General features: G+C 43.9%; 16 protein-coding genes. 7 read left to right on the forward strand and 9 right to left on the reverse strand.

All coding sequences use genetic code 11. The features are described 5' to 3' along the window. Positions 1 to 262: 262 nt before the first annotated feature. The gene (locus tag L4D78_RS02645; RefSeq protein ID WP_428465505.1) at positions 263 to 1594 is read right to left on the reverse strand and encodes a sigma-54-dependent transcriptional regulator; all 1332 of its coding nucleotides are present in this window, start codon (positions 1592 to 1594) and stop codon (positions 263 to 265) included. Next, positions 1591 to 3417, reverse strand: coding sequence for an ATP-binding protein (locus L4D78_RS02650; RefSeq protein ID WP_428465506.1), 1827 nt, complete (start codon positions 3415 to 3417; stop codon positions 1591 to 1593). Before L4D78_RS02650 ends, L4D78_RS02645 begins: the two co-directional genes overlap by 4 nt. A gap of 166 nt (positions 3418 to 3583) precedes the next feature. Between L4D78_RS02650 and pdxH the strand changes: the two genes are divergently transcribed. Further along, positions 3584 to 4219: a pyridoxamine 5'-phosphate oxidase gene (gene pdxH, locus L4D78_RS02655; RefSeq protein WP_428465507.1), complete on the forward strand. Its 636-nt coding sequence runs from the start codon at positions 3584 to 3586 to the stop codon at positions 4217 to 4219. A gap of 53 nt (positions 4220 to 4272) precedes the next feature. On the opposite strand, the gene L4D78_RS02660 is transcribed toward pdxH, so the two are convergent. The 3 genes from L4D78_RS02660 to L4D78_RS02670 all read right to left on the reverse strand — a co-directional run bounded on the left by L4D78_RS02660 (position 4273) and on the right by L4D78_RS02670 (position 7108). Next, positions 4273 to 4443, reverse strand: coding sequence for an addiction module component (locus L4D78_RS02660; protein ID WP_428465508.1), 171 nt, complete (start codon positions 4441 to 4443; stop codon positions 4273 to 4275). 149 nt (positions 4444 to 4592) lie between these two features. After that, the gene (locus L4D78_RS02665) at positions 4593 to 5303 is read right to left on the reverse strand and encodes a helix-turn-helix transcriptional regulator (protein ID WP_428465509.1); all 711 of its coding nucleotides are present in this window, start codon (positions 5301 to 5303) and stop codon (positions 4593 to 4595) included. A gap of 839 nt (positions 5304 to 6142) precedes the next feature. Then, on the reverse strand, positions 6143 to 7108 hold the full coding sequence (locus L4D78_RS02670; RefSeq protein ID WP_428465510.1) for an AEC family transporter: 966 nt from the start codon (positions 7106 to 7108) through the stop codon (positions 6143 to 6145). A 563-nt stretch (positions 7109 to 7671) separates the two neighbouring features. Here L4D78_RS02670 and L4D78_RS02675 point away from each other — a divergent pair. The 5 genes from L4D78_RS02675 to L4D78_RS02695 all read left to right on the forward strand — a co-directional run bounded on the left by L4D78_RS02675 (position 7672) and on the right by L4D78_RS02695 (position 15886). Continuing rightward, a complete protein-coding gene (locus L4D78_RS02675) occupies positions 7672 to 8460 on the forward strand; it encodes a helix-turn-helix domain-containing protein (protein ID WP_428465511.1) in 789 nt (262 codons plus the stop codon). Positions 8461 to 8863: 403 nt separating this feature from the next. Continuing rightward, positions 8864 to 12001 (forward strand): bifunctional proline dehydrogenase/L-glutamate gamma-semialdehyde dehydrogenase PutA, encoded by a 3138-nt coding sequence (gene putA, locus L4D78_RS02680; protein ID WP_428465512.1) that lies wholly within the window; start codon positions 8864 to 8866, stop codon positions 11999 to 12001. Between the two features lie 28 nt (positions 12002 to 12029). Further along, on the forward strand, positions 12030 to 12722 hold the full coding sequence (locus L4D78_RS02685; protein WP_428465513.1) for an aldehyde dehydrogenase family protein: 693 nt from the start codon (positions 12030 to 12032) through the stop codon (positions 12720 to 12722). Between the two features lie 124 nt (positions 12723 to 12846). Next, complete coding sequence (gene putP / locus L4D78_RS02690) at positions 12847 to 14343, forward strand: sodium/proline symporter PutP (RefSeq protein WP_428465514.1); 1497 nt, start codon at positions 12847 to 12849, stop codon at positions 14341 to 14343. A 463-nt stretch (positions 14344 to 14806) separates the two neighbouring features. Next, the gene (locus L4D78_RS02695) at positions 14807 to 15886 is read left to right on the forward strand and encodes a porin (protein WP_428465515.1); all 1080 of its coding nucleotides are present in this window, start codon (positions 14807 to 14809) and stop codon (positions 15884 to 15886) included. A gap of 94 nt (positions 15887 to 15980) precedes the next feature. Here L4D78_RS02695 and L4D78_RS02700 read toward each other — a convergent pair whose 3' ends face one another. The 3 genes from L4D78_RS02700 to L4D78_RS02710 all read right to left on the reverse strand — a co-directional run bounded on the left by L4D78_RS02700 (position 15981) and on the right by L4D78_RS02710 (position 19143). Next, positions 15981 to 17351, reverse strand: coding sequence for an L-serine ammonia-lyase (locus L4D78_RS02700; protein ID WP_428465516.1), 1371 nt, complete (start codon positions 17349 to 17351; stop codon positions 15981 to 15983). 266 nt (positions 17352 to 17617) lie between these two features. Next, positions 17618 to 18748, reverse strand: a complete 1131-nt coding sequence (locus L4D78_RS02705; protein WP_428465517.1) for an HlyD family secretion protein — start codon at positions 18746 to 18748, stop codon at positions 17618 to 17620. After that, on the reverse strand, positions 18748 to 19143 hold the full coding sequence (locus tag L4D78_RS02710) for a DUF3302 domain-containing protein (protein ID WP_428465518.1): 396 nt from the start codon (positions 19141 to 19143) through the stop codon (positions 18748 to 18750). Before L4D78_RS02710 ends, L4D78_RS02705 begins: the two co-directional genes overlap by 1 nt. A 182-nt stretch (positions 19144 to 19325) precedes the next feature. Between L4D78_RS02710 and L4D78_RS02715 the strand changes: the two genes are divergently transcribed. Next, the gene (locus tag L4D78_RS02715) at positions 19326 to 20606 is read left to right on the forward strand and encodes a tetratricopeptide repeat protein (protein WP_428465519.1); all 1281 of its coding nucleotides are present in this window, start codon (positions 19326 to 19328) and stop codon (positions 20604 to 20606) included. Between the two features lie 26 nt (positions 20607 to 20632). Here the strand turns inward: L4D78_RS02715 and L4D78_RS02720 are convergent, their stop codons facing one another. Next, the gene (locus L4D78_RS02720; protein ID WP_428465520.1) at positions 20633 to 22303 is read right to left on the reverse strand and encodes an amidohydrolase; all 1671 of its coding nucleotides are present in this window, start codon (positions 22301 to 22303) and stop codon (positions 20633 to 20635) included. Between the last annotated feature and the right edge of the window lie 132 nt (positions 22304 to 22435).

Consider the following 22435-nt stretch of genomic DNA (forward strand, 5'->3'; position numbering starts at 1 on the left):
AAAGTTATAGAGTATTGGGGAAATCAATGCTGACGACAGGAACGATGTAGATTGGCTTTCACTGATGAAACACACAGTAAAATATTTGATTTCACTGCATTAAATTAACAAATAACCCTATACGATAGGTGCGTAATGCGCTGTAAAGTCATAAAAACGGAAGAGACTTCAAAAACACATGTAAATGATCGAGCATTTTCAGTCCTATTGGGGCTATCAGCATTCGCTCTGAATGCTTGGCGACTTCTGATTGTGTTTAGTCTCAAGATTTAAAATCAACTTTATCAATGTCGTGTTTTTTCATTTTGTCGTACAGTGTTTTTCTCGCTAACCCAAGTTCTTGCTGCACATCTTTTAAACGCCCATGATGGCGGTTAAGTGCGTCACGTAATAACTTACATTCAAACTGAGCAACTCTATCTGCCAGATTTGTATTTACATCTTTTTGCTGACTTGAAAATGTTGGTTTATCTAACGTTGTTTGATCACCCATCAAGATAAAGCGTTCTGTAAAGGTTCGAAGCTCTCTGACATTTCCTAACCAGTTATAATTCACCAGCTGATACTCAAGTGATGCCGGTACGACACTGGGCTCAATACCAAAGCGGCTGCAATCAGCTCGTAGGAAATTGTGGAACAGAAGCGTGATATCTTCGGGCCGCTGGCGCAATGGCGGCAGTTCAAGGCTGATAAAATTGTATTGGAAATAAAGCGCGTGATAAAAAGGATCGGTGTTAGACAAGTGTTTTTTATCATCGGTTAAGGATGCGATGACACGTACATCGGGTGTGGTTGATATTGATTCTTGCGATGGTTGGCTGAGTTGAGCAAGCTGTGCTAATACGGCTTCACGCAGCGAGGCGGGAAGCTTATCTAGCTGCTTGATATACAGAGTCCCTCCATGTGCTTGTTCGAATAGGCCTGCGACAGATTGTTGCCCATTATCGAATCCAAATAAATCGTTAGCAAGTTGCTGAGGGTTTTCAGTATTCGCATTGACAGTAATGAAGGGCTTATTTTGGCGTGGACTATGATCATGGCTAAAGCGGGCGACGAGTGACTTTCCATTACCGGCTTCACCATGAATTAGCAACGGTGCGGAAGATTGACTCAGGTGGGATAGCATTCGGCGAAGTTGTTTCATGCTCGGGCTATTACCAAGAATACGCGGGCCAGGGCCGCTCTGAACTTCAAGTTCACGCCTAAGCTCACGATTTTCTAATACTAATTGACGTTTTTCTCCAGCGCGTTTTACAACATCTAATAAATGCTCGGTTGAAAAAGGCTTTTCTAAAAAATCATAAGCGCCCAGCCGCATCGCATCAACGGCAATTGATATATCGCCGTGTCCTGTCAGCATGATGATACTCAGCTCTGGGTCAATCGCCATGGCTTGTTTTAGGCATTGAATACCATCAATGCCGGGCATATTAATATCTGTGATTATCACGCCTTGAAAATTGGTTGTTAGCTTATCTAAAGCGGGTTTCGCGCTCGCAAAAAGGCTAACCTGATAGTCCTCAAGTTCAAGGGTTTGCCCCAGCGCCTCGCGAACAGATTTTTCATCGTCAATGAACATTACTGGAATTGTCATTGCACCTCCTTATTTGATATTGGTAAAGTGATGATGAACTCAGCCCCGCCATTTTGGTGGGTGGCTGCTGTTAAAGTACCGTTATATGCAGTAATAATACGTTTTGATATCGTCAGCCCTAACCCTAAACCCTCTTTTTTAGTGGTGTAGAAAGGGTTAAAAAGCTGAGTGATCTGCTCTTCTGTAAGGCCTGTGCCATTATCCCACACTCGGCATGTGAGACTGCCGCCTACTACATCAAACTCAATACCGATTTGTGGATCAGCACTGTGGCTTAGTGCTTGAATACTATTTTGAATTAAATTTATCAGTACCTGTTCAAACTGAATCGCATCGATATTAACCGTAATATCGCTTTGTATTTCAGCTAAGCGGAGAGTAATACCCTGTTTAATTAACCTGCTTCTTACTAGTGATAAGGCTGATTGAACGGCTGTATTTACCACGGTGTAGCGCGTGTTACCTTGTTCTACCCCTTTGCGAGCAAAAACTTTAAATCTAGCAATGATATCTGAGACGAGGGTATTGAGCTTAATGATCTCTTCAATGTTACCTGCGACAGATTGATAACGTTCTTTGAGCAATAATTTCCGGGTGTTCTCTGCATACGTTCTCATCGCGGCAAGTGGCTGATTAATCTCGTGGTTTATACTTGCAGAAAGCTCACCAAGCATTGCTAGCTTTGCTGTTTGCATTAATTCACTTTGGGTCTGCTTTAGTTCGGCTTGGCTATGTTCATATTGTCTGAGCGTCACTTTTAATTGTTCATTTGTTTCCATTAAATTTTCAGTTCGCTTCAAGACTCGCTTTTCAAGTTTACTATTCAGTGTCGCCAATGCTTGACGTGCGCGATGGGTTTGCCACCAAGAATGAATGGCAAAACAGAGTAATGTATAAGCAACAATGAACATTATTACGGCTTGAAAAATTAATTTTTCACTTTGGCTCCGAGGGGTAAAGCCATAAATTTGCCAGCCAGCTTTATCCATATTGTGCTTCGCTGCCATAAAGTCAGCGTTACCCGCAGGAGATGGCCACTGGAGTTGTAAGGTCTGTAAGTTTTCGAATTGCGATAAATCATCATAAGCGCTCAGTGGTGCTAATGTTGCTTTACCATACTGACGTGATGCGATGATGTGTTGTTTGGTTATATCATCTAAACGGGTGAGGCTATGGTATAACCAACTTGGCTCTGAGCTATAAAATACAATTCCAGCCGTATCACTGATGACATATTCAATGTCTTCATATTGCCAAATATCAGAAATTAGCGATAAATCGACCTTGATAGTGAGTACGCCAAGTATTCGTTTGTTGTAAATAACAGGGGCCGAAAAATAATACCCTCGTTTTTCGGAACTTGCACCCAGCGCAAAATATTGGCCTAATTGACCTTCTGCAGCTTGCTGAAAGTATGGCCTGAAATGATAGTTTTGTCCTACAAATGTATTAGGCTGTTGCCAGTTGCTGGCCACGAGTGTAGTCCCAGTTAAATCAATCAAGTAAATGGTATCGGCATTGAGGGTCGTACTCCATTGCTCGAGTAATTGATTGATAGCTTTAAACTTGTCATCAGCGAGATAGCGCTCGTTACTATCAGCAAGCAGTGGAATTAATAGCCGCGGATCACTCGCAAGCACTTCTGGTAGTTGGCTATAGCGTTCTAATTGCGCATCAATCTTTAAACCAAGTTGGTTGACGTCATTAACGAGTTTATCTGTTAAGTACTGCTGTGCTTGAAGGTAGGTTAAGTAGGCGATCAGTGTCGAACTAATCAAACCGATGAGGGTTGCTAGGCCGATAAACTTTTTTTTAGATGTCATGGCGTTACCAATTTTTTGCTAATGTAGCAAATTTACTTAAAATAAAAATCGAACTCGGTAGCAGAGTCGTGGCGTCACGTTATGACTTGGGTATATTACTTGAGTTTCGTTGAGGCTAAGCGCACAATTTGTGAGTTAGCGAGAAGTACAATAAGCGGAGATAACAATGGAATTGTCTGATATTCGTCGTGACTATATGCGCGGCGGCTTACGTCGTCATGATTTGCCTGAGCAGCCTGAAGTTCTTTTTGATAAGTGGCTTAAGCAAGCGATTGATGCCAACTTGACTGACCCAACAGCAATGACTGTTGCGACTGTCGATGAAAAAGGGCAGCCTTATCAGCGTATTGTGTTGTTAAAGCACTTTGATAAAGATGGGTTTGTTTTTTATACCAACCTTGGTAGTCGTAAGGCTGGGCAGCTAGAGGGGAATAGTAAAATTAGCCTGCACTTTCCTTGGCATGCGATTGAGCGTCAGGTACATATTACGGGTACCGTCGAAAAGTTATCAAAGCTTGAAGTGATGAAGTATTTTTCTTCACGTCCAAAAGAAAGCCAGATTGCAGCTTGGGCAAGCAAGCAAAGTAGTCGAATTTCGGCTCGCCAGGCGCTTGAAGGTAAATTTTTGGAGTTGAAACAGAAATTTTCACAGGGAGAAATACCGCTACCTTCTTTTTGGGGTGGGTACCGAGTGAAAGTTGAATCGATTGAGTTTTGGCAAGGTGGGGAAAACCGCCTTCATGATCGCTTTTTGTTTACCCGAGATGGCGATGGGTGGCATATCGATCGTCTTGCTCCGTAGGACGGGTCAGAGAAAATAAAAAAGCAGCGTTAAGCTGCTTTTTTATTTTGTTGCTATGCTGCCATTAAATGGCTTGTCACAATGCTTACGCCTTCTGGGTGACGAACCTTCAAGGCTTTTTCTGCGTACTTGATAGACTCTACTTCGTTATCTGCTTGGATTTCATATCTGCAAGGAATGTTGAAGTGAGGGTGCACAACGTAGGTGATGCTAAATGGTTTCATGATAATTCCAGTAAAAGTACGGTAAATAGATACCAACTTAATCAAATCTGAGCGGATTATAAGGAAGTCAGGCCGCTCTAAATTTGATCTGAAAACAGAGTTAACCATCAAAAACCGTAAACTAAGAATTCATTAAACCAACGTAAGGCTTATTCTTTAAGAATTACAGATAGTTGCCGATTTAACATACTTTCGGGAATATGCGAGCCAAAACCAAGGTCAAGTGCGATATCAAGCAGTTCGTTTTTAGAGTTCGCGTTGAACTTTTCTCTGAGTCTAATGACATAGTTTTCAACTGTTTTAACAGAAACGCCGAGTACCTTACCGATATATTGAGGCTTTTTACCATACAACAACAAAAACAAGACTTCTGACTCTCTAGTGTTTAAGTTGATTGCTTGATGGTTTAAATCAAGATTGAAGGATGCTTGTTGTTTTGGGTCTATGCCGGCTGCTCGGCAGATCCAATGACCGACTTCTAATACCGCGGTGTCTTTGAGCTCGACGCCAGAAAATATGGTACCAACGACATCATTATTGTCATTTTTCCAAGGTGTCTTTGTGAATAAGTGTGCACGCCAACTACCATCCGAATAAGGATGAATATCAAGAACACGTAGCCTTTTTCCAGAACTCATAACAAGGTTATCTTGAACTTGAAAAGACTCTGCACATTCTATCGTTGGGCTCGGCATATCAAAATCGGTACGGCCAATACAATCAAGGTGATGTTCAACCCCTATAATTTCGCCATACTCGGCATTGGCATAAACAAAGACAGAATCCTTATCTTTACATCCCCAGCATCCTGGCAATTGGTTGAATATATGTAATAAGGATGGGTCGACTTTATCTTTCACTATTATTTGCCTAAATAGATTGGCTTAATTATTTATAATTTAAAGTCTAAATGAATATACAGAGGTTACAATATCTCAATGACGGTTTTTTAGACATAATTGTAAAAAAGAATAAAAAAAGCCGACCTATATAGGTCGGCAAAGACAAGAGTTAGACTCCTAAGAGCACAATCCTGTACGACGTGTAGAAGAGGTATCCAATCAAACTCATATGCCTTAAGTATGAGGGTGTATAGATAAGGCTAGCTTGTTTGGAATATATCCATCGCTGGATACTGTAAACAGAGTGGGGTGACCCGCTCTCTGTTTACGGGATGTACTATAACGTAGCCGGATTAATCGAGTAAGGGGGGAAATCACCTGTTGACAATGTGAGATAGGTGTGAATCATAACTAAAAAGGGTTAGTTGCGGTGTTTTCCTCGCAAATTGGTTAAGCACACTGCAATATTTAGTGAATTGTGAAGATAATATATTCGTTGGTTGTGCAGTATTATTCAATTTGAGTGTATATTATAAAAATATGTATAAGCTGAGAAAGCTAAATATATCTTCTATTTTTGATTGTTTATCGATTATTCATGAATGGTTTGTCTAGTTATGCAGGCGTGTGCATGACAGCGTTTATATTTCTTTGCTTATTTTGGTCTACCACAAGAATATTTTGGTAGACCAACATAATGAAATGCTAATAACCATGATAACCACGAGTAATTCGCTGATTTGATAATTATCAGAGGGTTAAGCAGTCAGAAAATATTCTAATAAATGATCGTTGACCACTTTATTTATAGGCTTATTAAATAAAGTGGTTTTATTCGAGTTAATAAATAATCTTAGCTAAGATACAATATGAAAGGTTTTGAGTACGGTAATGCCCAAACTTGATGTAAATAGCGACCCCAACGTTGTTATTGCGATAATATTAGCCGCTAGGGTTGCATTTGCCCCCATAGCTCTCGACATTACATAGCTTGCTGCTGCAGTGGGTGCGGCACTCATTAGAAAAATAACCCCTAATTCCAGCTCTCGAAACCCCATTAAATACCCTGTAGCGGTAATCAGTAATGGCGCTATCACTAATCGGCCACAGCTTGAAAAATGCGTACTTTTAGAATCATGACGTAACTGTTTGAAATCAAGGCTTGCGCCAGTACACAGTAAGGCAAGCGGTAAGGTCATATCGGCAAAGTAGCCCCCTGATTGCGTGATGAGGTGTGGCAGGGGTATTTGAAAAAATGAGAAGGGAATAGCGAGCGCAATACTGATGATGAGTGGGTTTTTGATGATGGAGCGAATGAAGTAACTTACACCAATTCCTTTTTCTTGTTGGGATGGGTTTGAACGCGTAAGCGTGATCACCGCTAAAATATTATAAAGCACAGTCACCACTGCAACATACAGTGAACCAACGGCGAGGCCATCGTTACCAAATGCATTACTGACGTAGGCTAAGCCTATGATCCCTGTATTTGCTCTAAATGCTCCTTGTACGACCACCCCTGTGTCAGCTCGATTTTTTATAATAAACGGGGTGATTAATTCAAAAATCACAAAGATAGCGATATTGGCCATAAGGGCAAAGCCAAACAGGTGTAAATTGGTTAGTTGCTGTAGATCTGCCTTTGCAACGCTCAAGAATAACATTGCTGGAAGTGTAATGCTGAAGACCAATTTTGAACCAATTTCAATAAATACATCATTTAGCATGCCGATACGGCGCAGGTAGACGCCGAGTCCAAGCATGAGGAAAATTGGACCGGTAATCGAAAATGAGTATTGGAGTTGCGTGAGAAATTCGTTCATGAATATTTATCCTTAAATAGAATAATATTTGTAACATATTAAAGTACTTAAGTGTCAGCGTTATAAACAAATTAATACATTAACGATTATAAGTGCTTATGAAAGGATGATCTGGATACGACTAACATATTGATTTTTAGTGGAACTATGATCAAGGAAGGATAGGTGACGGGAGTTGTTATTTCAACTGGAACAATGATCAAGATAGATCTTTCTTTTGATCATCGTTTCATTCAGAACGATGATCAAGGTATGATCTTTGTGGTATCTGATTTTATATTGCCCTTTGTTTTTTTATGATTTAACGTAATGAACTGAAAATAAAGGATAATAATGGTTATTTTAGACAGTGTTACTATCTTCTTGTTTTGGTCGTTGATGATAATCAACTTAAATAGATCGGGCCGTAAGCCGAAAAATGTCGTTAATCACATCAATTTTAAATTGAAATAACACTCCCCGTAACTTAGTCACTCTTGATCATTGTTCCATCATTATCTCTTTGCTTTGGATGTGGTATTATTCCCTTATGTATTACATCACTTTTCTTCTGGTTTTTTAGCATGAAAGATAAGCTAAACTCACCGATCATCAAACCTTCCGAAATCGTCAAATTGCCGGAGCAGATGGAGCACCATAACCACGGTTATAATCAAGTGGTCATTGGACTATCTGGCCAAACAGAATTTGATATTGAAGGCGTCGGAAATTTAGTTTGCCCTGGCCAAGGGTGCCTTGTTACCGCTGATTCGGAGCATGCATTTTCAGGGGTTGGAAACAATGAAATATTGGTGATGAATGTCCCTACTGATCAGTTTCAGCCAGTGTATACTTCTGACAATATACTGCGATTATTTGAGCAGTCGGGCTACTTTCATCTCGATAGGCAAGCACAAAGCTTAATTCAAGCGCTTACCGCAGAAATGATGGCACACCCAGACGATCTTCTTTTAAGTCGAGCGTGCACAGATACGCTAATGTGCGTATTGCACCGCCATTTTAAACCGCTAAATGGCGATAAACAAACGCATCGGTTGAATATGGATAGCATCGATCAGTACATCATTCAGCATCTAACTCGTAAAATTTCGGTAACACAGTTGGCAGGGCTGGTCTTTCTAGGCGAGAGCCAATTTCATCACTTGTTCAAAGAACAAACAGGTATCACGCCACATCAGTATGTTTTGAAAAAACGTCTAGAGTTAGCGAAAGATCTGATTGAAGACTCACAATTGAGTATTGCCCAAGTCGCGCAAAGTACTGGCTTCGCGAGTCAAAGTAGCTTTACGCAAGCGTTCACTCGTTTACACGGCAAGCCACCTGCGCGATATCGAAAAGACAACCTTAGTTGATAAATTGATTTATATTCAGTTGCTTATGTAATTTCTTATATCTCCATATAAGCGACTTTTCATGACAAGCTACCTCGTTAAATTCATCATATCTTATTTCATTCTCTCCCTTGATCATTGATCCCACTTTGTATCCATTTCATGTTCATTTTTAGTGTGATTTTTTTGCTCTATAGTAGGTCCGGTGTGTGAAAATGTGTTTTTTTTGAAAAACCGACCTCTATTTTTGTTAAAATACGGACTTTTACTAAAAATTATCGGAGAATACAGCAAGACTATCTGAGCTGTGGAAAATAGAATCCCCTCAACAGTAACACGCTTGCAACATTCCACCTGCTAGAGGGAAGCCAGCAAATACTTCTGCTGCTAACTGGATCGGGTTTCATTATTGAGGGAAAAATCTATGTTCAATGCGGCAGATGTACTTCAGCCTACATTTATTGAGCGTCCACTGAGTGAGATTTGGTCGACTATCTCGCCTCTTTATGCCATTGATGAATCACAATGGTTGACGCAACTCATCCCATTGGCTGAGCCAACCAAACAAGAAAGGCAATATACCAGTGAGCAGGCTGCAAGCCTGATTGAACGGGTACGAGCAGATAAAAATGCCATTCAGATGATTGATGCCCTGCTGCTTGAATATAGTCTTGATACCAAAGAAGGTATTTTGCTGATGTGCCTTGCTGAGGCATTGATGCGGATTCCTGATGCCGCGACGGCCGATGCACTGATCCGAGACAAGCTCAGCGTGGCAGATTGGAAATCACACTTAAAAAGCTCTGATTCACTATTCGTGAATGCCTCGACATGGGGGCTGATGCTAACGGGTAAGGTCGTGACAATGGATGCCAAAGAAGATGGTGCCCCAAGTCATGTGATTAACCGTCTAGTGAACAAGATGTCTGAGCCGGTTATTCGTCAAGCGATGAATCAGGCAATGAAAATCATGGGCCACCAATTTGTGCTGGGCCGTACCATTGCTGAAGCGATGAAGAATGGTAAGTCTAAACGCGATCAGGGCTTTACCTATTCATTTGATATGTTGGGTGAAGCGGCGCTTACCACGCAGGATGCTCAAAAATATTTCAAAGACTATGTGATGGCTGTTGAGGCCGTTGGCCGCGATAGTTATAGCAGTGATAAAGGCAGTAATACCCGTTCACCGGATCCGACTGTTTCTATCAAGCTTTCAGCCCTACATCCTCGTTATGATGTGGCAAATGAGCACCGTGTGCTTGATGAAATGTACGATGATGTCTTGTCGTTATTGAAGCGTGCACGTGAGCTCAATGTTGGTATTACGATTGATGCCGAAGAAGCGGATCGTCTTGAATTGTCACTGAAGCTGTTTGAAAAGCTGTACCGTTCTGATGTGGTAAAAGGCTGGGGTCGCTTCGGTCTGGTTGTTCAAGCTTATTCAAAACGTGCTTTACCGGTATTGGCATGGTTGGCAGCTTTATCTAAAGAGCAGGGTGATGTGATCCCATTGCGCTTGGTAAAAGGTGCATATTGGGATAGTGAACTTAAACTGTCCCAACAAAGCGGCTTTGCAGACTATCCGGTCTTTACCCGTAAAGAAGCAACAGATACGTCTTACTTGGCGTGTTCACGTTTTCTATTATCTGAACACCTTAAAGGGCTGATTTACCCACAGTTTGCGAGTCATAATGCCCATACGGTATCTGCGATTGTCGCGATGGCGGGTAGTAATCGTAATTTTGAATTCCAACGCCTACATGGCATGGGGGATGCGCTTTATAACCACGTTATGGAGATGCATCAAACCAATGTACGTATTTATGCGCCAGTCGGTAGCCATAAAGATCTTCTGCCATATTTGGTGCGCCGCCTATTGGAAAACGGTGCGAACAGCTCTTTTGTCCACCGTTTGGTTGATGCTAACTGTCCGGTTGAGAGCCTGACTCAGCATCCGGTCGATACACTGTTGTCTCGCCCGAGCCTCAATAATGGGTTGATCCCACTGCCTCCGAAAATTTTCGGTGAACAACGTAAAAACTCACTGGGGATCAATATTGAAATTGAATCTGAGTGGGCGGCGTTTTCTGCATCAGTACAGGCTTTTAACGATCACCAATGGCAGGCTGGTCCTATCATCAACGGTAAAGTTGTTGCGAAGACAGAAGCTGATATTTACCCCGTTACTGCTCCCTATGACCGTCGTGAGTCGGTGGGGAATGTTGCTTTCTCAAGTGCAGAATTAGTCGTTGATGCCATTGATGTTGCATCACAAGCATACCCAGAATGGTCGCAGCGACCAGCGACAGAGCGTGCTGAGTGCTTATTGAAAGTTGCTGATTTACTCGAAGTAAACATGGGTGAACTTGTGGCGTTATGCCATCGTGAAGCGGGTAAAACCATTCAAGATAGTATTGACGAAATCCGCGAAGCCGTCGACTTCTGTCGTTTCTATGCCGATCAGGCCGCAAATGAATTTGTGCAGCCTAAAACACTGGTTGGTTTTGACGGTAATACCCAACAGTTAACCTATCAAGGTCGGGGGGTCTTTGCCTGTATTAGTCCGTGGAACTTCCCGTTGGCTATCTTCCTTGGTCAGGTGAGTGCCGCATTGGCAGCCGGTAATACCGTGGTAGCAAAACCGGCAGAACAAACGTCGTTAATTGCTTTCCGAGCAATTGAGTTAATGTTGGAAGCCGGTGTTCCTGCGGGGGCGATTCAGTTTGTTCCGGGAACGGGACAAGCCGTTGGAACACCGTTGACCTCTGATCTGCGTATTGCTGGTGTGGCCTTTACGGGATCGACGGAAACTGCTCAACGTATTAATCGTACGCTTGTTGCTCGTGACTGTGCCCCTGTACCATTTATTGCTGAAACGGGTGGGCAGAATGCCATGATTGTTGACAGTACGGCACTGCCAGAGCAGGTTGTTCGTGATGTCGTTCGCTCAGCCTTTGCGTCGGCGGGTCAGCGTTGTTCGGCATTGCGTGTGCTGTTTGTCCAGCAAGATATTGCCGAGCGCATTATTGGTTTGATCAAAGGGGCAATGGCTGAACTGTCTGTCGGTCGTCCAGAACTGCACAGTACCGATGTTGGCCCTGTGATTGATGTCGCCGCGCGCGATAAGCTGTTAACCCACATTCAATCACTTAAGAATCAAGCGACCTTGGTTGCACAGGCTAAGCTCGGTGAAAGCTGCCAAGCAGGGGACTTTGTTGCCCCAACGGCTTTTGAAATTCCTTCAATTGATGTCCTTAAAAATGAAAACTTCGGCCCTGTTTTGCATATCGTGCGCTTTAAAGCCAATGAGATTGATAAGGTTATCGACCAAATTAACCATACCGGCTTTGGCCTGACCTTAGGTGTTCATAGTCGTAATGAGCGTACCTATAGTCATATTGAGCGCCGTGCGCGTGTTGGTAACTGCTACATCAACCGCGATCAGGTTGGTGCTGTGGTTGGTGTCCAGCCATTTGGTGGACAAGGGCTTTCAGGTACTGGCCCTAAAGCCGGTGGTCCACACTACCTATACCGCTTTACTCAAGATGTTGTAAATGGCTAAGGCTGTCGAGATAAATTAAGGAATGATCATGACGATTCAAACATTAGTAAAAGCAAGCTCGGCAGCGTGGGAAGGTTGGAACAACCTTGGCTATGAAGCGCGTGTACGCATTCTTCGCCATTGGACCGATCAACTGTCGCCAGAATGTCGAGCGATGGTGGAATTTCAGTGTCGTAATGCCCTTGAGCATGTCGGCAGCGTTGAGTTGATGCCTGGGCCAACCGGTGAAACTAACGAGCTGTATTGTGCAGGGCGTGGGATGTTTGTCGTGACGGCAGATAACGATACTTCACTCGTTGCTGTGCTTGGGCAGGTAGCCGCGGCATTGGTGACGGGGAATACCGTATTTGTTTGTTTGCCTACTGACTTTGTCACTTCGGCGAAGGAACTCATAACACAACTGGAGCAAAGCGGTTGTGCTGGCGGGGTGATCACCGCCATTGATAACGATCAGCTTGCCGATCTTGTAAGCCACCCGGCGATTGCTGGCGTGGCTTATACCGGCAAACTTTCAACAGCTCAGGCGTTAGCTCGCCAGCTAGCTGCCCGTGACGGGTTATTAGCGCAACTGGTCAGCGATACTGATCAAATTCGTTTACCTGTGATTGGTAGCCCTACGTATTCACTGCGTTTTGTAACTGAAAGGACGCGAACCATCAATATCACAGCTGTCGGCGGTAATGCCACGCTGTTGGAATTGGGGAGTGGTGAAGAACACTAACCTAGCTGCTACGCAGGGCGGAAATGTAATTTTGCCCTGTGATGGACTAGCAGCCATGCTGATTATCAGCACATAACCAAAAGCCCCTGCAATGAACAGGGGCACCAAGTGAGGGAACTCAAAAATGATAGAGAATAGCTTTGCTATTACAAGCACGTTTATCGCCTACCTGATCGGTATGCTCGCGATTGGCTATATTGCCTATAAACGTACATCAAATTCAGCGGACTATTTCTTAGGTGGACGTACTCTTGGCCCTTGGCCTGCTGCGCTTTCAGCAGGAGCGTCTGACATGAGTGGTTGGCTACTACTTGGCTTGCCGGGTTATGCTTATGCCGCAGGTATCGAGTCGTTATGGCTCGCGGGTGGCTTGCTTGTTGGCACATGGCTAAATTGGCTAATTTGTGCAAAGCGTCTGCGTACTTACAGTATTACGACAGATAATGCACTGACGTTGCCTGAGTTCTTAGCTCGCCGTTTTGATGATAAATCTAAACTGATCCAAACAATTTCAGCCTTCTTTATTTTGCTGTTTTTCCTTTTCTATACCAGTTCAGGTTTAGTTGCTGGCGGTAAGTTGTTTGAAACCGTCTTCGGTCTAGACTACACCACTGCGGTTATTATCGGTACGGTGTGTGTAGTTTCTTATACTTTATTTGGTGGCTTCCTAGCGGTAGCGTGGACCGATTTAGTACAGGGACTATTGATGTCAGCGGCGCTATTGATTGTGCCGATTGCGGCAATGAATGGTGGAGTGGGTGACCTAACAGCAGCGTTAGAAGCAAAAAACCCAGAGCTACTAACCCTGTTTAATGATGTGAAAGGGGCTCCTCTATCGGCAATTGCGATTGTTTCGCTAGCGGCATGGGGTTTAGGCTATTTTGGCCAGCCACATATCCTTGCGCGCTTTAAAGCGACACGCAGCAATGCTGATATTGTAACAGCACGCCGTATCGCGGTTCTCTGGACGGCATTATCAATGGCGGGTGCAGTTCTGGTTGGCCTAGTCGGTATTCTATATGTTGATAATCAACTAGCGGGTAACCTTGATGATGGCGAACGTATCTTTATGTTGCTGGTTAACTCAATGTTCCACCCTGTGATTGCGGGTATCTTACTGGCTGCGATCCTAGCTGCCATCATGAGTACGGCTGATTCACAGCTATTGGTATCGTCATCTGCGTTGGCGGAAGATTTCTATAAGCAGGTTTTCCGTCCTGAGGCATCTTCTGAAGAAATCGTGAAAGTAGGTCGCTACGCAGTTGTTGGTTTGTCGATCGTTGCATTACTACTTGCGATGAACCCAGATAGCACCGTACTTGGCTTAGTGTCTTATGCGTGGGCTGGTTTTGGTGCGGCATTTGGCCCTGCACTGTTGCTTAGCTTGTTCTGGAAAGGCATGAACCGTAACGGCGCACTCGCCGGTATTGTGATTGGTGCCATGACGGTGGTTATTTGGAAGCAATTAACGGGTGGTATTTTCGATCTATACGAAATCGTCCCAGGCTTTATTTTTGCCACAGTAGCGATTATCTCAATCAGTAAAATGACGGGTGGTGCTTCAAAAGAAGTTGAGGCGCAATTTGATGCTTACGAGAAAAACCTCGTCGAATTTAAATAAATCACATTTTAAATCGGCTGATTAAAAACGAACGGCTTCTCATTATGAGAAGCCGTTTTTTTATGCGGTTAACTTGGTGAGAACGGCTTACTGCGACTTTTGGCTATGGTCTTAATTCTTACCATCGTTAAGTGAAATCAGCTATGACTGAGTTGCTTTAAAAACAATCAAGTGTAAATAATACCTTACAATCACTAACGGACTCCCAGACCGGCAAAGTGTAATATTTTGTGTCTAAATGGCTTTTTGAACATATATAAATGAGTTTAAATACATGCCTTATGGGTTGGGTTGATGTTTAACTTGTTGTTATTAAGGCGATTTGCGTTAGTGCTGGGTAAGTAAATAGCATTTACAATAAATAAGTATAATGTACTAGTTTGCTATTACAATATAGTGAAAAGTTTGATACCTTTCTCACACAGAAAAATATTGTCAAACCTATCATTAGAAGTATTTATTGATGAAACTTAAACTATCAGCGCTATTAATTCCTGCCGCTTTGCTAGCTGGCCAAGCATCTGCCTATACCCTTTATGAAGACGATCAAAACAAGTTTGACGTAGGCGGTGTGTTTGTCCTTGATGCATTTCAACCTGTATGGGGAGAAGATGATGTCTTCTCAGCAAGCCGTAGTATTCTAAACTTTGGTTTCGAACGCCAGCTACAAAATGGTTGGGCGCTGGATGCAAAACTAGAGTGGGATCAGTTCTTGAACAACCCTACTTCAGGCCGTGATAACTTCCGTAACCGTTTGGGTTACTTCACTGTTGCTCATGAAGACAAAGGTAGCCTGCGTTTTGGTAAGCAGTGGTCTGCTTATCACGATGTCGCTCGCTACATGGACAACATGATCATCATTGATCCAGATGCGACGCCTATCTACTCAGAAGGTACTGACGGTGGATTTGCTGCGACAGGTCGTGGTGACAACCTAGTGGCATACCGTTATAACAGAGACGGCTTGAACGTATCTGCGCATTACGGCTTCACCAGTAATGGCGAAAGCGACGAGGAAACAGTAACACGTGACTACAACGTTGCGGTATCTTCGAGCTACGACTTTGATTCAGGCTTGAGCCTAGGTGCTGCCTACCTTGAAAATAAGGTAGAAGTTGAAAATGGCGTAAACGTGAATGGTCTTGAAGATGGCGACAAGCAAACAGCAGTTACTCTGGGTGGTCAGTATGTTGCTGGTGGCCTGAAAGTCGCAGCGGTTTACACCATGGGTGAAAACATCCATAAAGCCGGTCTACTAGGTGGTCCTACTGCTGAATGGGCAGACGCTAACGCTGTCGATGTGTACGCACACTACGCACTTGAGTCTGGTTTCCGTCCGTATGCTTATGCATCGCACGTTGATTTCGATGGCGAAGGTGAGGTAACGGGTGACCGTCAAGTTTACGCAGTAGGTGTATCTTACGCGTTCACACCGAAAACAATCCTGTCGTTTGAAGCGAAACACAACAAGCTGAACGAATTCAGCAACACATCTAGCACGACTGACAACGGTGGTGGCTTCAACTTCGCTTACGTATTCTAAGACGTAGCGATAGTTAAAAAGACAAAAGGGCTGACAATATGTCAGCCCTTTTTTCATGGTGCTTATTGTGGTTCAGGCCACTCTTATATCGTGATCATTCACAGGGTGGCGCTAGGTGGATCATCGCCAGACCGCCAAGTGAGGTTTCACGGTATTTTTTGTTCATGTCTTTACCCGTCTGGTACATAGTATCAATGACTTTATCGAGTGAAATTAACGATTTACTGTTTCGTTTTAATGCCATACGCGAGGCATTAATGGCTTTCATAGCGCCCATGGCGTTACGTTCGATACATGGGATCTGTACCAAGCCGCCGATAGGATCGCAGGTCATACCCAGCGAGTGCTCCATGGCAATTTCGGCAGCCATGCAGATTTGTTCATTGCTGCCACCACGGATAGCGGTAAGTCCAGCGGCAGCCATGGATGAAGACACGCCGATTTCGCCCTGACAGCCAACCTCAGCCCCAGATATTGAAGCGTTCATTTTATACAGCATGCCAATCGCTGCTGACACGGCCAAGAAATCTTTGATCTGCGGTAGTGTTAGTTCACCGATGAATTTGTTGTAATACATCAACACAGAAGGAATGACACCAGCAGCACCATTGGTAGGGGAGGTGACTACCTGTCCACCAGCAGCATTTTCTTCGCTTACAGCAAAAGCAAACACATTTACCCAATCAAGAATGGTCATAGGGTCATTATCGATGTCTTTGTTTGACTCAAGCTTCTTCAATAAAGCAGGCGCTCGGCGTACAACATTGAGCCCACCTTCTAGAATGCCTTCGGTTTGAAAGCCGCGCTGCATACAAGATGTCATCACCTCCCAAATTTGATTGGCTTTGAAATCCAGTTCTTCTTGCGAGCGGAAGGCCAGTTCATTGCGTAGAAACATGGCGCCAATGCTTATGCCGTTTGTATCTGCAGTTGTTAAAATGTCATCAGCACACTGGAAGGGAAATGGGACCGTCACATCGCTGGTGGCTTTGCCTTTTTGCAGCTCATCAGCTGTGGCGATGAAGCCACCACCAATTGAATAATAGGTTTCAATGAAAAGCTGCTTACCTGCTTTATCAAACGCACTGATGGTCATGCCATTTTCATGCAGTGGCAAGTTGCTAGTGTGAAAAAGCATGTCGGTATCAGTATCAAAATGGATAGTTTTTTTACCACCGAAGTGCAGGGTTTTGTTTTCGTTTCCTTCTGCCATCGCTTGGTTGGCCTGAACAATATCAATGCAATCTGGCTTGTTGTTCATTAACCCGAGGATGCTTGCTCGATCGGTATGGTGGCCTTTACCCGTGAGAGAAAGTGAACCATATAGGTCAATCTGTACACGGGTAATGTTATCCAGTTGCTTCGCTACTTTTTGATAAAAATCATAACCAGCTAACATTGGCCCATTGGTGTGCGAGCTGGATGGGCCAACACCCACTTTATAAATATCGAAGATAGACAACATAATCAGATCCTTAAATTCACTCGCCTGTCGGTTTTCGAGTTAAAACAAAATAATGCAGCGTAATAATGCTGAAGACTAAAAGCATATACTGATTGTATTAAGTTTAGGAGTAATTGTTGCTTTTTTGTTAAGTCTGTCAGTGTTTAAATGCTTGCCGAAGATATAAATGAGCGGTCATGAAGACCGCTATTTAAAGGCTGGGGGGAAATTAGACAGCTGCCTTAAAGTAATAGCAAACTGAACTAATAGTGGTGGCCAAAGTGAAATTAATGATCAAGGAACAAGTAGTTCTGCCAGCTCTTCATTCTGATCAAAACTTTACGCATAACCGAAACATGCTCGAAGCTGTCGGAATAAACGGCAATTTCAACATTGGTCCCTTGTGGTAGGTGGTAAGGAGTAAGGTCATCAGTGATCTTGAGTTTGACCAGCGGCCTTCCTTGGCGGAGAAGCTGATCGCTACCATAAAGAACCCCTGCAGCCTGTACTTGGCTTTCGCCAATGGCGGGTAATACTTCTACAACTTCGCCAGCAAAGGTTTTCCCCGGTAGGGCACGAAATATGAAATCCGCTTTAAATCCAGGCTCTAGGCGCAGTAATGAATTTTGGCGGAACGCGCCGATATAAAACTGCTCTTCTTGGTGAATGAATGTCATGACTGGGCGTAGTGGTAGTGGTACTGCCATCATTCCAGGTCGCAGGGTGACTTGTGTTACGTAGCCATCGGTTGGGGCATAAACAATGGTTTCATTTAAATTAAACTCGGCTTGGATTAATTGCGCTCGTACTTTGGCAACGGCAGTATTTTCGCCCATGATTTCAGATTCGTAAGCCAGCTTAGCTCGCTGTTCTTCTGCCCTTGCCGCAGCAAGTGATGCTTCAGCACTGCGATAGAATTGACGGCGATTATCCACTTCTGATGCGGTAAAAGCGCCGCGCTTGAAGCCTTTTTCATAACGTTTGAACTCAGTCAGTGTTCGGGTGCGTTCGGCCATGGCTTTGGCGGTGCTGGCCTGAGCGGCTTTATAAGCGGCTTCCAGTCCGAGTACCGTTTGCTTGGCTTCTGCCAATGTAGCACGCAGTAAAGTAACCTCCGCTTCATACGGCGTTGGGTCGACTTTGAATAGCATTTCGCCTTTTTTAATGGGATCGTTTGCGTTAACAGGTACCTCAATAACCTTCCCTCTAACCCCCGGGACGATAGGCGTGGTAACAAAGAACTGTCCACCATAGTTGGTATGCGGGTGGTTATAATTCATCAATAAAATAAGGGTACCAATTAAAATGATGCCCCCAAGAACCGCAGTTGGTACTGTCCACTTGTTGAGTGGGATGTTAAATATTTTGAATACGGCAATACAAAGTGCGGTGTAAGTGAGAATGAGTAATAAATCCATTAGCGCTCATCTCCTTGTTTAGGATCGTTTTCTGAGGTTGTGGCATTCATTTGCTGGGCTTGAGCGACTTCCAATTGGGCAACTTTTTCTGTTAATCGCTCAACGTGCTCGCTCAGTTTCATGACCTCGTGATGTAGTTCGTTTTGTTCATTTTGAATTTGAGTAAAGCCCCAACCGCGGTCTTCTCGCCACAATGTTGCCCAAATCCATAAAAATGGCCATAACACATGCAGGGTGAATAGACTGACCCAGCCAGCATAATGAATAGCATCTTGATGGGGGTGATTACGTTTTTTTGAAATTTCGTAAGGTATATCGTGAATAGCAATGATCCCGTAGAACAGAAAAACAGCCACGAAACACAATACGCCTAACGCAAAATAGTCGAGAAACATCCTTTCTCCTTGCGATATATCCTAATAAACCATAAATAAATTTAGCAGCCATATGCTTTTATTGTTGATTTAATAGCTTAAATTGTATTTTGAGCGGTGATTAATGGTGATATCACTTTAGTTTTGAAGCTGAGAGTCGATAATACAGGGGTGAGAGTTCTATTTTATGCAGTTGAGGAATTATGTCTAACCTACTTATTGGCTTGAGTGTTGCTGGTGGTGTGCTCAGCTGGGTGGTTTACCGCTATTTTTCGACTCAGAAAATGAACAGGAAACTCGCAATAGAGCGGCGCTTGAAAGACGATAATTATCAACGAGTGCTTGAAAGAGCAAAAATCGCAGAGCGTGAAGACAAGATTTTCAAAGCACAAACGGGGCATGTATCGAGCCAACTGTCATTGGCGAAAGAGTATGAGCTGACCAATGTGCGTGAAGCCCTCGGTTGGTATTATCAAGCAGCAAAGCAAGAGAATACCATCGCGCAAAACGCATTGGCTCGCCTGTGTAAAATGGATATTGATGATCCTGAAGGCGAAGCGAAATCAACCTATTGGGAACACGTAGTTAAAGCGAATAATAATGATATTGCCGCAAAGTTTGAATTAGGGCGGTATCAAATTCGTGGCTTTGGTACAGAAATCGATATTGAAGCTGGCCTTCAAAATATCCATACCGCCGCAGAGGCTGAAGATATGCCCGCCCAATCTTTTTTAGGAGATTGGTACGTCTCTGATATGGCTGAAAATAAAATCCCAGACGAAGCTTTTATTTGGCGGGTTCGTGGTGCCCTTCAGGGCGATATTCGAGCTTGTGTGAAAACGGCATATTGTTATCAAACCGGTATAGCGGTGGCCAAAAACAAGCTGCGTACTACTTATTGGCTTGAGCGTGCCGCAGAGCAAGGTGATGCCGAAGCGCAGCAATTAGTGGCCAAAATGTATCTTGGTGCGGGTGCTAATGATGCGGCAGTTGCTTATATCTGGTTGTCTCTGGCTTATGCGGCGGGAAATAAATCGGCTAAAACAGAGCGTGATGAAGTCGTGCAGCATATCGGTATTGATGCAATATTGGGGGTGCAGAATGTTGCTAATTCGATTTATCGTATTATTAAGGCTGGCGAGGTGCAGGCACATGCTGTGATCGATTTACTTGATAAAGTATATGGCCGAGAAGGTTATCGACCATCAGCTGAGCAGCTTGCCGTACTTGCGTCAGGTGATTTGTCTGGTGAGCAAGGGGAAGAACAACCGCTGGTGGAAGAAGTGTGGGATGAGCATTTAGATCAAGCGAATGACAGCAATCCTCATACTCAACGAGACGCATCGCTAGCGAAGACCGCGAGTATAACCGATTCGGATAAAACGAAAGAGCCCAAGCAAAATGCGTCTGCGAATAAAGAATACCAGCAGCAAGTATGGCAATCGTCTTGGGATAGCTTCAATACTGAAAGCGAAAAGCTATAGCGGGTAAGCTTAAAGAGAGCGCGGTATTAGTCTTCAGCATCGAAAACAATAGCGCCTTGTAATATTGTCATTAGGATCTCTGTTTCGGCGATATCATCTGCCGATAGATGAGTAATATCTTGATCCAGAATGGCAAAGTCAGCCGATTTTCCCACGCTGATGGAGCCCGTAATATCGCTGATCCCAAGGCTTTCAGCGGCGTTTATCGTGTAGGCATCAATGGCATCTTGCACATTCGGCAAGCCGGTTTTACCCATTTTTAAGCTATTGGCTATTCCAACTAATGGGTTGATATCATGGACATTCCAATCACTGCTTAGGGTGACATTGGCGTCTGTATCAAAAATAGCGCTTAGGTTCATCATCGAATGCGAACGTTCGGAACCTAAAAAAGCGTCTGCCCATTGGTGGTCATGTTGGGTGATGTAGTCTGATCCAACCTGAAAATCGGCTGTAACTTCCAGCTTAGCAAACCGAGAGATGTCTTTAGGGTCAACTAGCTCGACATGAGTCAGGGTATAAGGCTTGCTTGAGCCTTGGTCACGGGCATATTCGATAGCATTGAGGGATTCCTGAACGGCACCGTCACCGATAGCGTGGATATGGGCGCTGTAGCCGATAGCATCTAATTCGCTTAGCCAATTTTTCATTTTGCTTGGCGGAATATAGTTAATGCCGTTGGGTTCATCAGGAATATAAGTATCAAGATACGGTGCCAGAGTTTTGGCCGTGCCGTTGATAATAATGCCATCGCTATACATTTTTACTTGATCGACTAATAGCAAACGCGACTTATCACTTGACTGTATTTTTTTTAAAAAGGCGAGTTGTGGCGCCATTGGATCTGTTGGGTAAATCCACGGCCGTAGGGAGACACGGGCGGTCAGTTCACCGTCTTGCTCGGCTTGTCGCCAGACATCATACCAGCCTCGTTTCCAATAAAGCCGGCCATCACCTATGGTGGTTATACCGTGGGCTGCGGCTTCTTCAAGACCTGTCATCAAACCATCGTAGCTTTGCTCGAATTGGTTTTCTAAGCTGTTCCATGCGAGTTCCATAATGAGGTCACCAGCATTATCGAACAGGATCCCATTGAGCTCACCACTGGCTTCATCTTTGAGGATCTTGCCGCCTTGGGGCTCGGGAGAATCTTTAGTGATCCCGGCTAACTTAAGTGCGACAGAGTTAACCCACATCGAGTGCGAGGTTTGCTCCATCAGCACGACAGGTTGGCTGGGGAAGATGCGATCAATGACCTCAAGCGGGGTGTAACGGTTGTCTTCGTTTAGAATGGCATCTAGAGAAAAGCCATAGCCCATTATCCAGCCCGTCTTATCTTGTTGCTTACAGGCTTCTAAAAAGGGAATTTGCGCTTCAAGCGATGCATCCATATCCAGCTCGCAGTTTCCACCGACTTCTGACGCCGCTTCAAACACATGGTTATGATTGTCAATAAAGCCGGGCATTACAAAAGCTTGCTTAAGGTCGATAACCTCGGTGCTTTTTTGGCGGTAGCTAGTTGCTGCCGCAGCTTTACCCACAAACACAATTTTACCCTCGTGAATAGCAATCGTATCGGCACTGTTATGAGCGTAGATCTTCGCGTTTGTTAGCAATATATCAGCAGGCCCTACCGCCTGTGCTTGAAGAGGGATCGAGAGGCTTGCGATGACAGCCACGGGATAAATTTGATTCATGCTTGGTTCCTTTTATGCCCCCCACAATTATTCTGAGTATAGGGAGAGCTTGGTTATCAGGGGTAAAGAAAGTGTACGCAAGCTTAAAAACAAAAGAAAAATACTGAGTATCAGAGTTTTTGGATAGCTGAC

This window comes from Photobacterium minamisatsumaniensis (genome assembly GCF_050336695.1).
GTDB classification, from domain to species: domain Bacteria; phylum Pseudomonadota; class Gammaproteobacteria; order Enterobacterales; family Vibrionaceae; genus Photobacterium; species Photobacterium minamisatsumaniensis.

Coding starts and splice junctions, on each gene's coding strand:
- L4D78_RS02720 (WP_428465520.1), bottom strand. CDS start 22,303: ATGAATCAAATTTATCCCGTGGCTGTCATCGCAAGCCTCTCGATCCCT.
- putP (WP_428465514.1), top strand. CDS start 12,847: ATGATAGAGAATAGCTTTGCTATTACAAGCACGTTTATCGCCTACCTG.
- L4D78_RS02670 (WP_428465510.1), bottom strand. CDS start 7,108: ATGAACGAATTTCTCACGCAACTCCAATACTCATTTTCGATTACCGGT.
- L4D78_RS02685 (WP_428465513.1), top strand. CDS start 12,030: ATGACGATTCAAACATTAGTAAAAGCAAGCTCGGCAGCGTGGGAAGGT.
- L4D78_RS02660 (WP_428465508.1), bottom strand. CDS start 4,443: ATGAAACCATTTAGCATCACCTACGTTGTGCACCCTCACTTCAACATT.
- L4D78_RS02650 (WP_428465506.1), bottom strand. CDS start 3,417: ATGACATCTAAAAAAAAGTTTATCGGCCTAGCAACCCTCATCGGTTTG.
- L4D78_RS02710 (WP_428465518.1), bottom strand. CDS start 19,143: ATGTTTCTCGACTATTTTGCGTTAGGCGTATTGTGTTTCGTGGCTGTT.
- L4D78_RS02695 (WP_428465515.1), top strand. CDS start 14,807: ATGAAACTTAAACTATCAGCGCTATTAATTCCTGCCGCTTTGCTAGCT.
- L4D78_RS02715 (WP_428465519.1), top strand. CDS start 19,326: ATGTCTAACCTACTTATTGGCTTGAGTGTTGCTGGTGGTGTGCTCAGC.
- pdxH (WP_428465507.1), top strand. CDS start 3,584: ATGGAATTGTCTGATATTCGTCGTGACTATATGCGCGGCGGCTTACGT.
- putA (WP_428465512.1), top strand. CDS start 8,864: ATGTTCAATGCGGCAGATGTACTTCAGCCTACATTTATTGAGCGTCCA.
- L4D78_RS02675 (WP_428465511.1), top strand. CDS start 7,672: ATGAAAGATAAGCTAAACTCACCGATCATCAAACCTTCCGAAATCGTC.
- L4D78_RS02700 (WP_428465516.1), bottom strand. CDS start 17,351: ATGTTGTCTATCTTCGATATTTATAAAGTGGGTGTTGGCCCATCCAGC.
- L4D78_RS02645 (WP_428465505.1), bottom strand. CDS start 1,594: ATGACAATTCCAGTAATGTTCATTGACGATGAAAAATCTGTTCGCGAG.
- L4D78_RS02705 (WP_428465517.1), bottom strand. CDS start 18,748: ATGGATTTATTACTCATTCTCACTTACACCGCACTTTGTATTGCCGTA.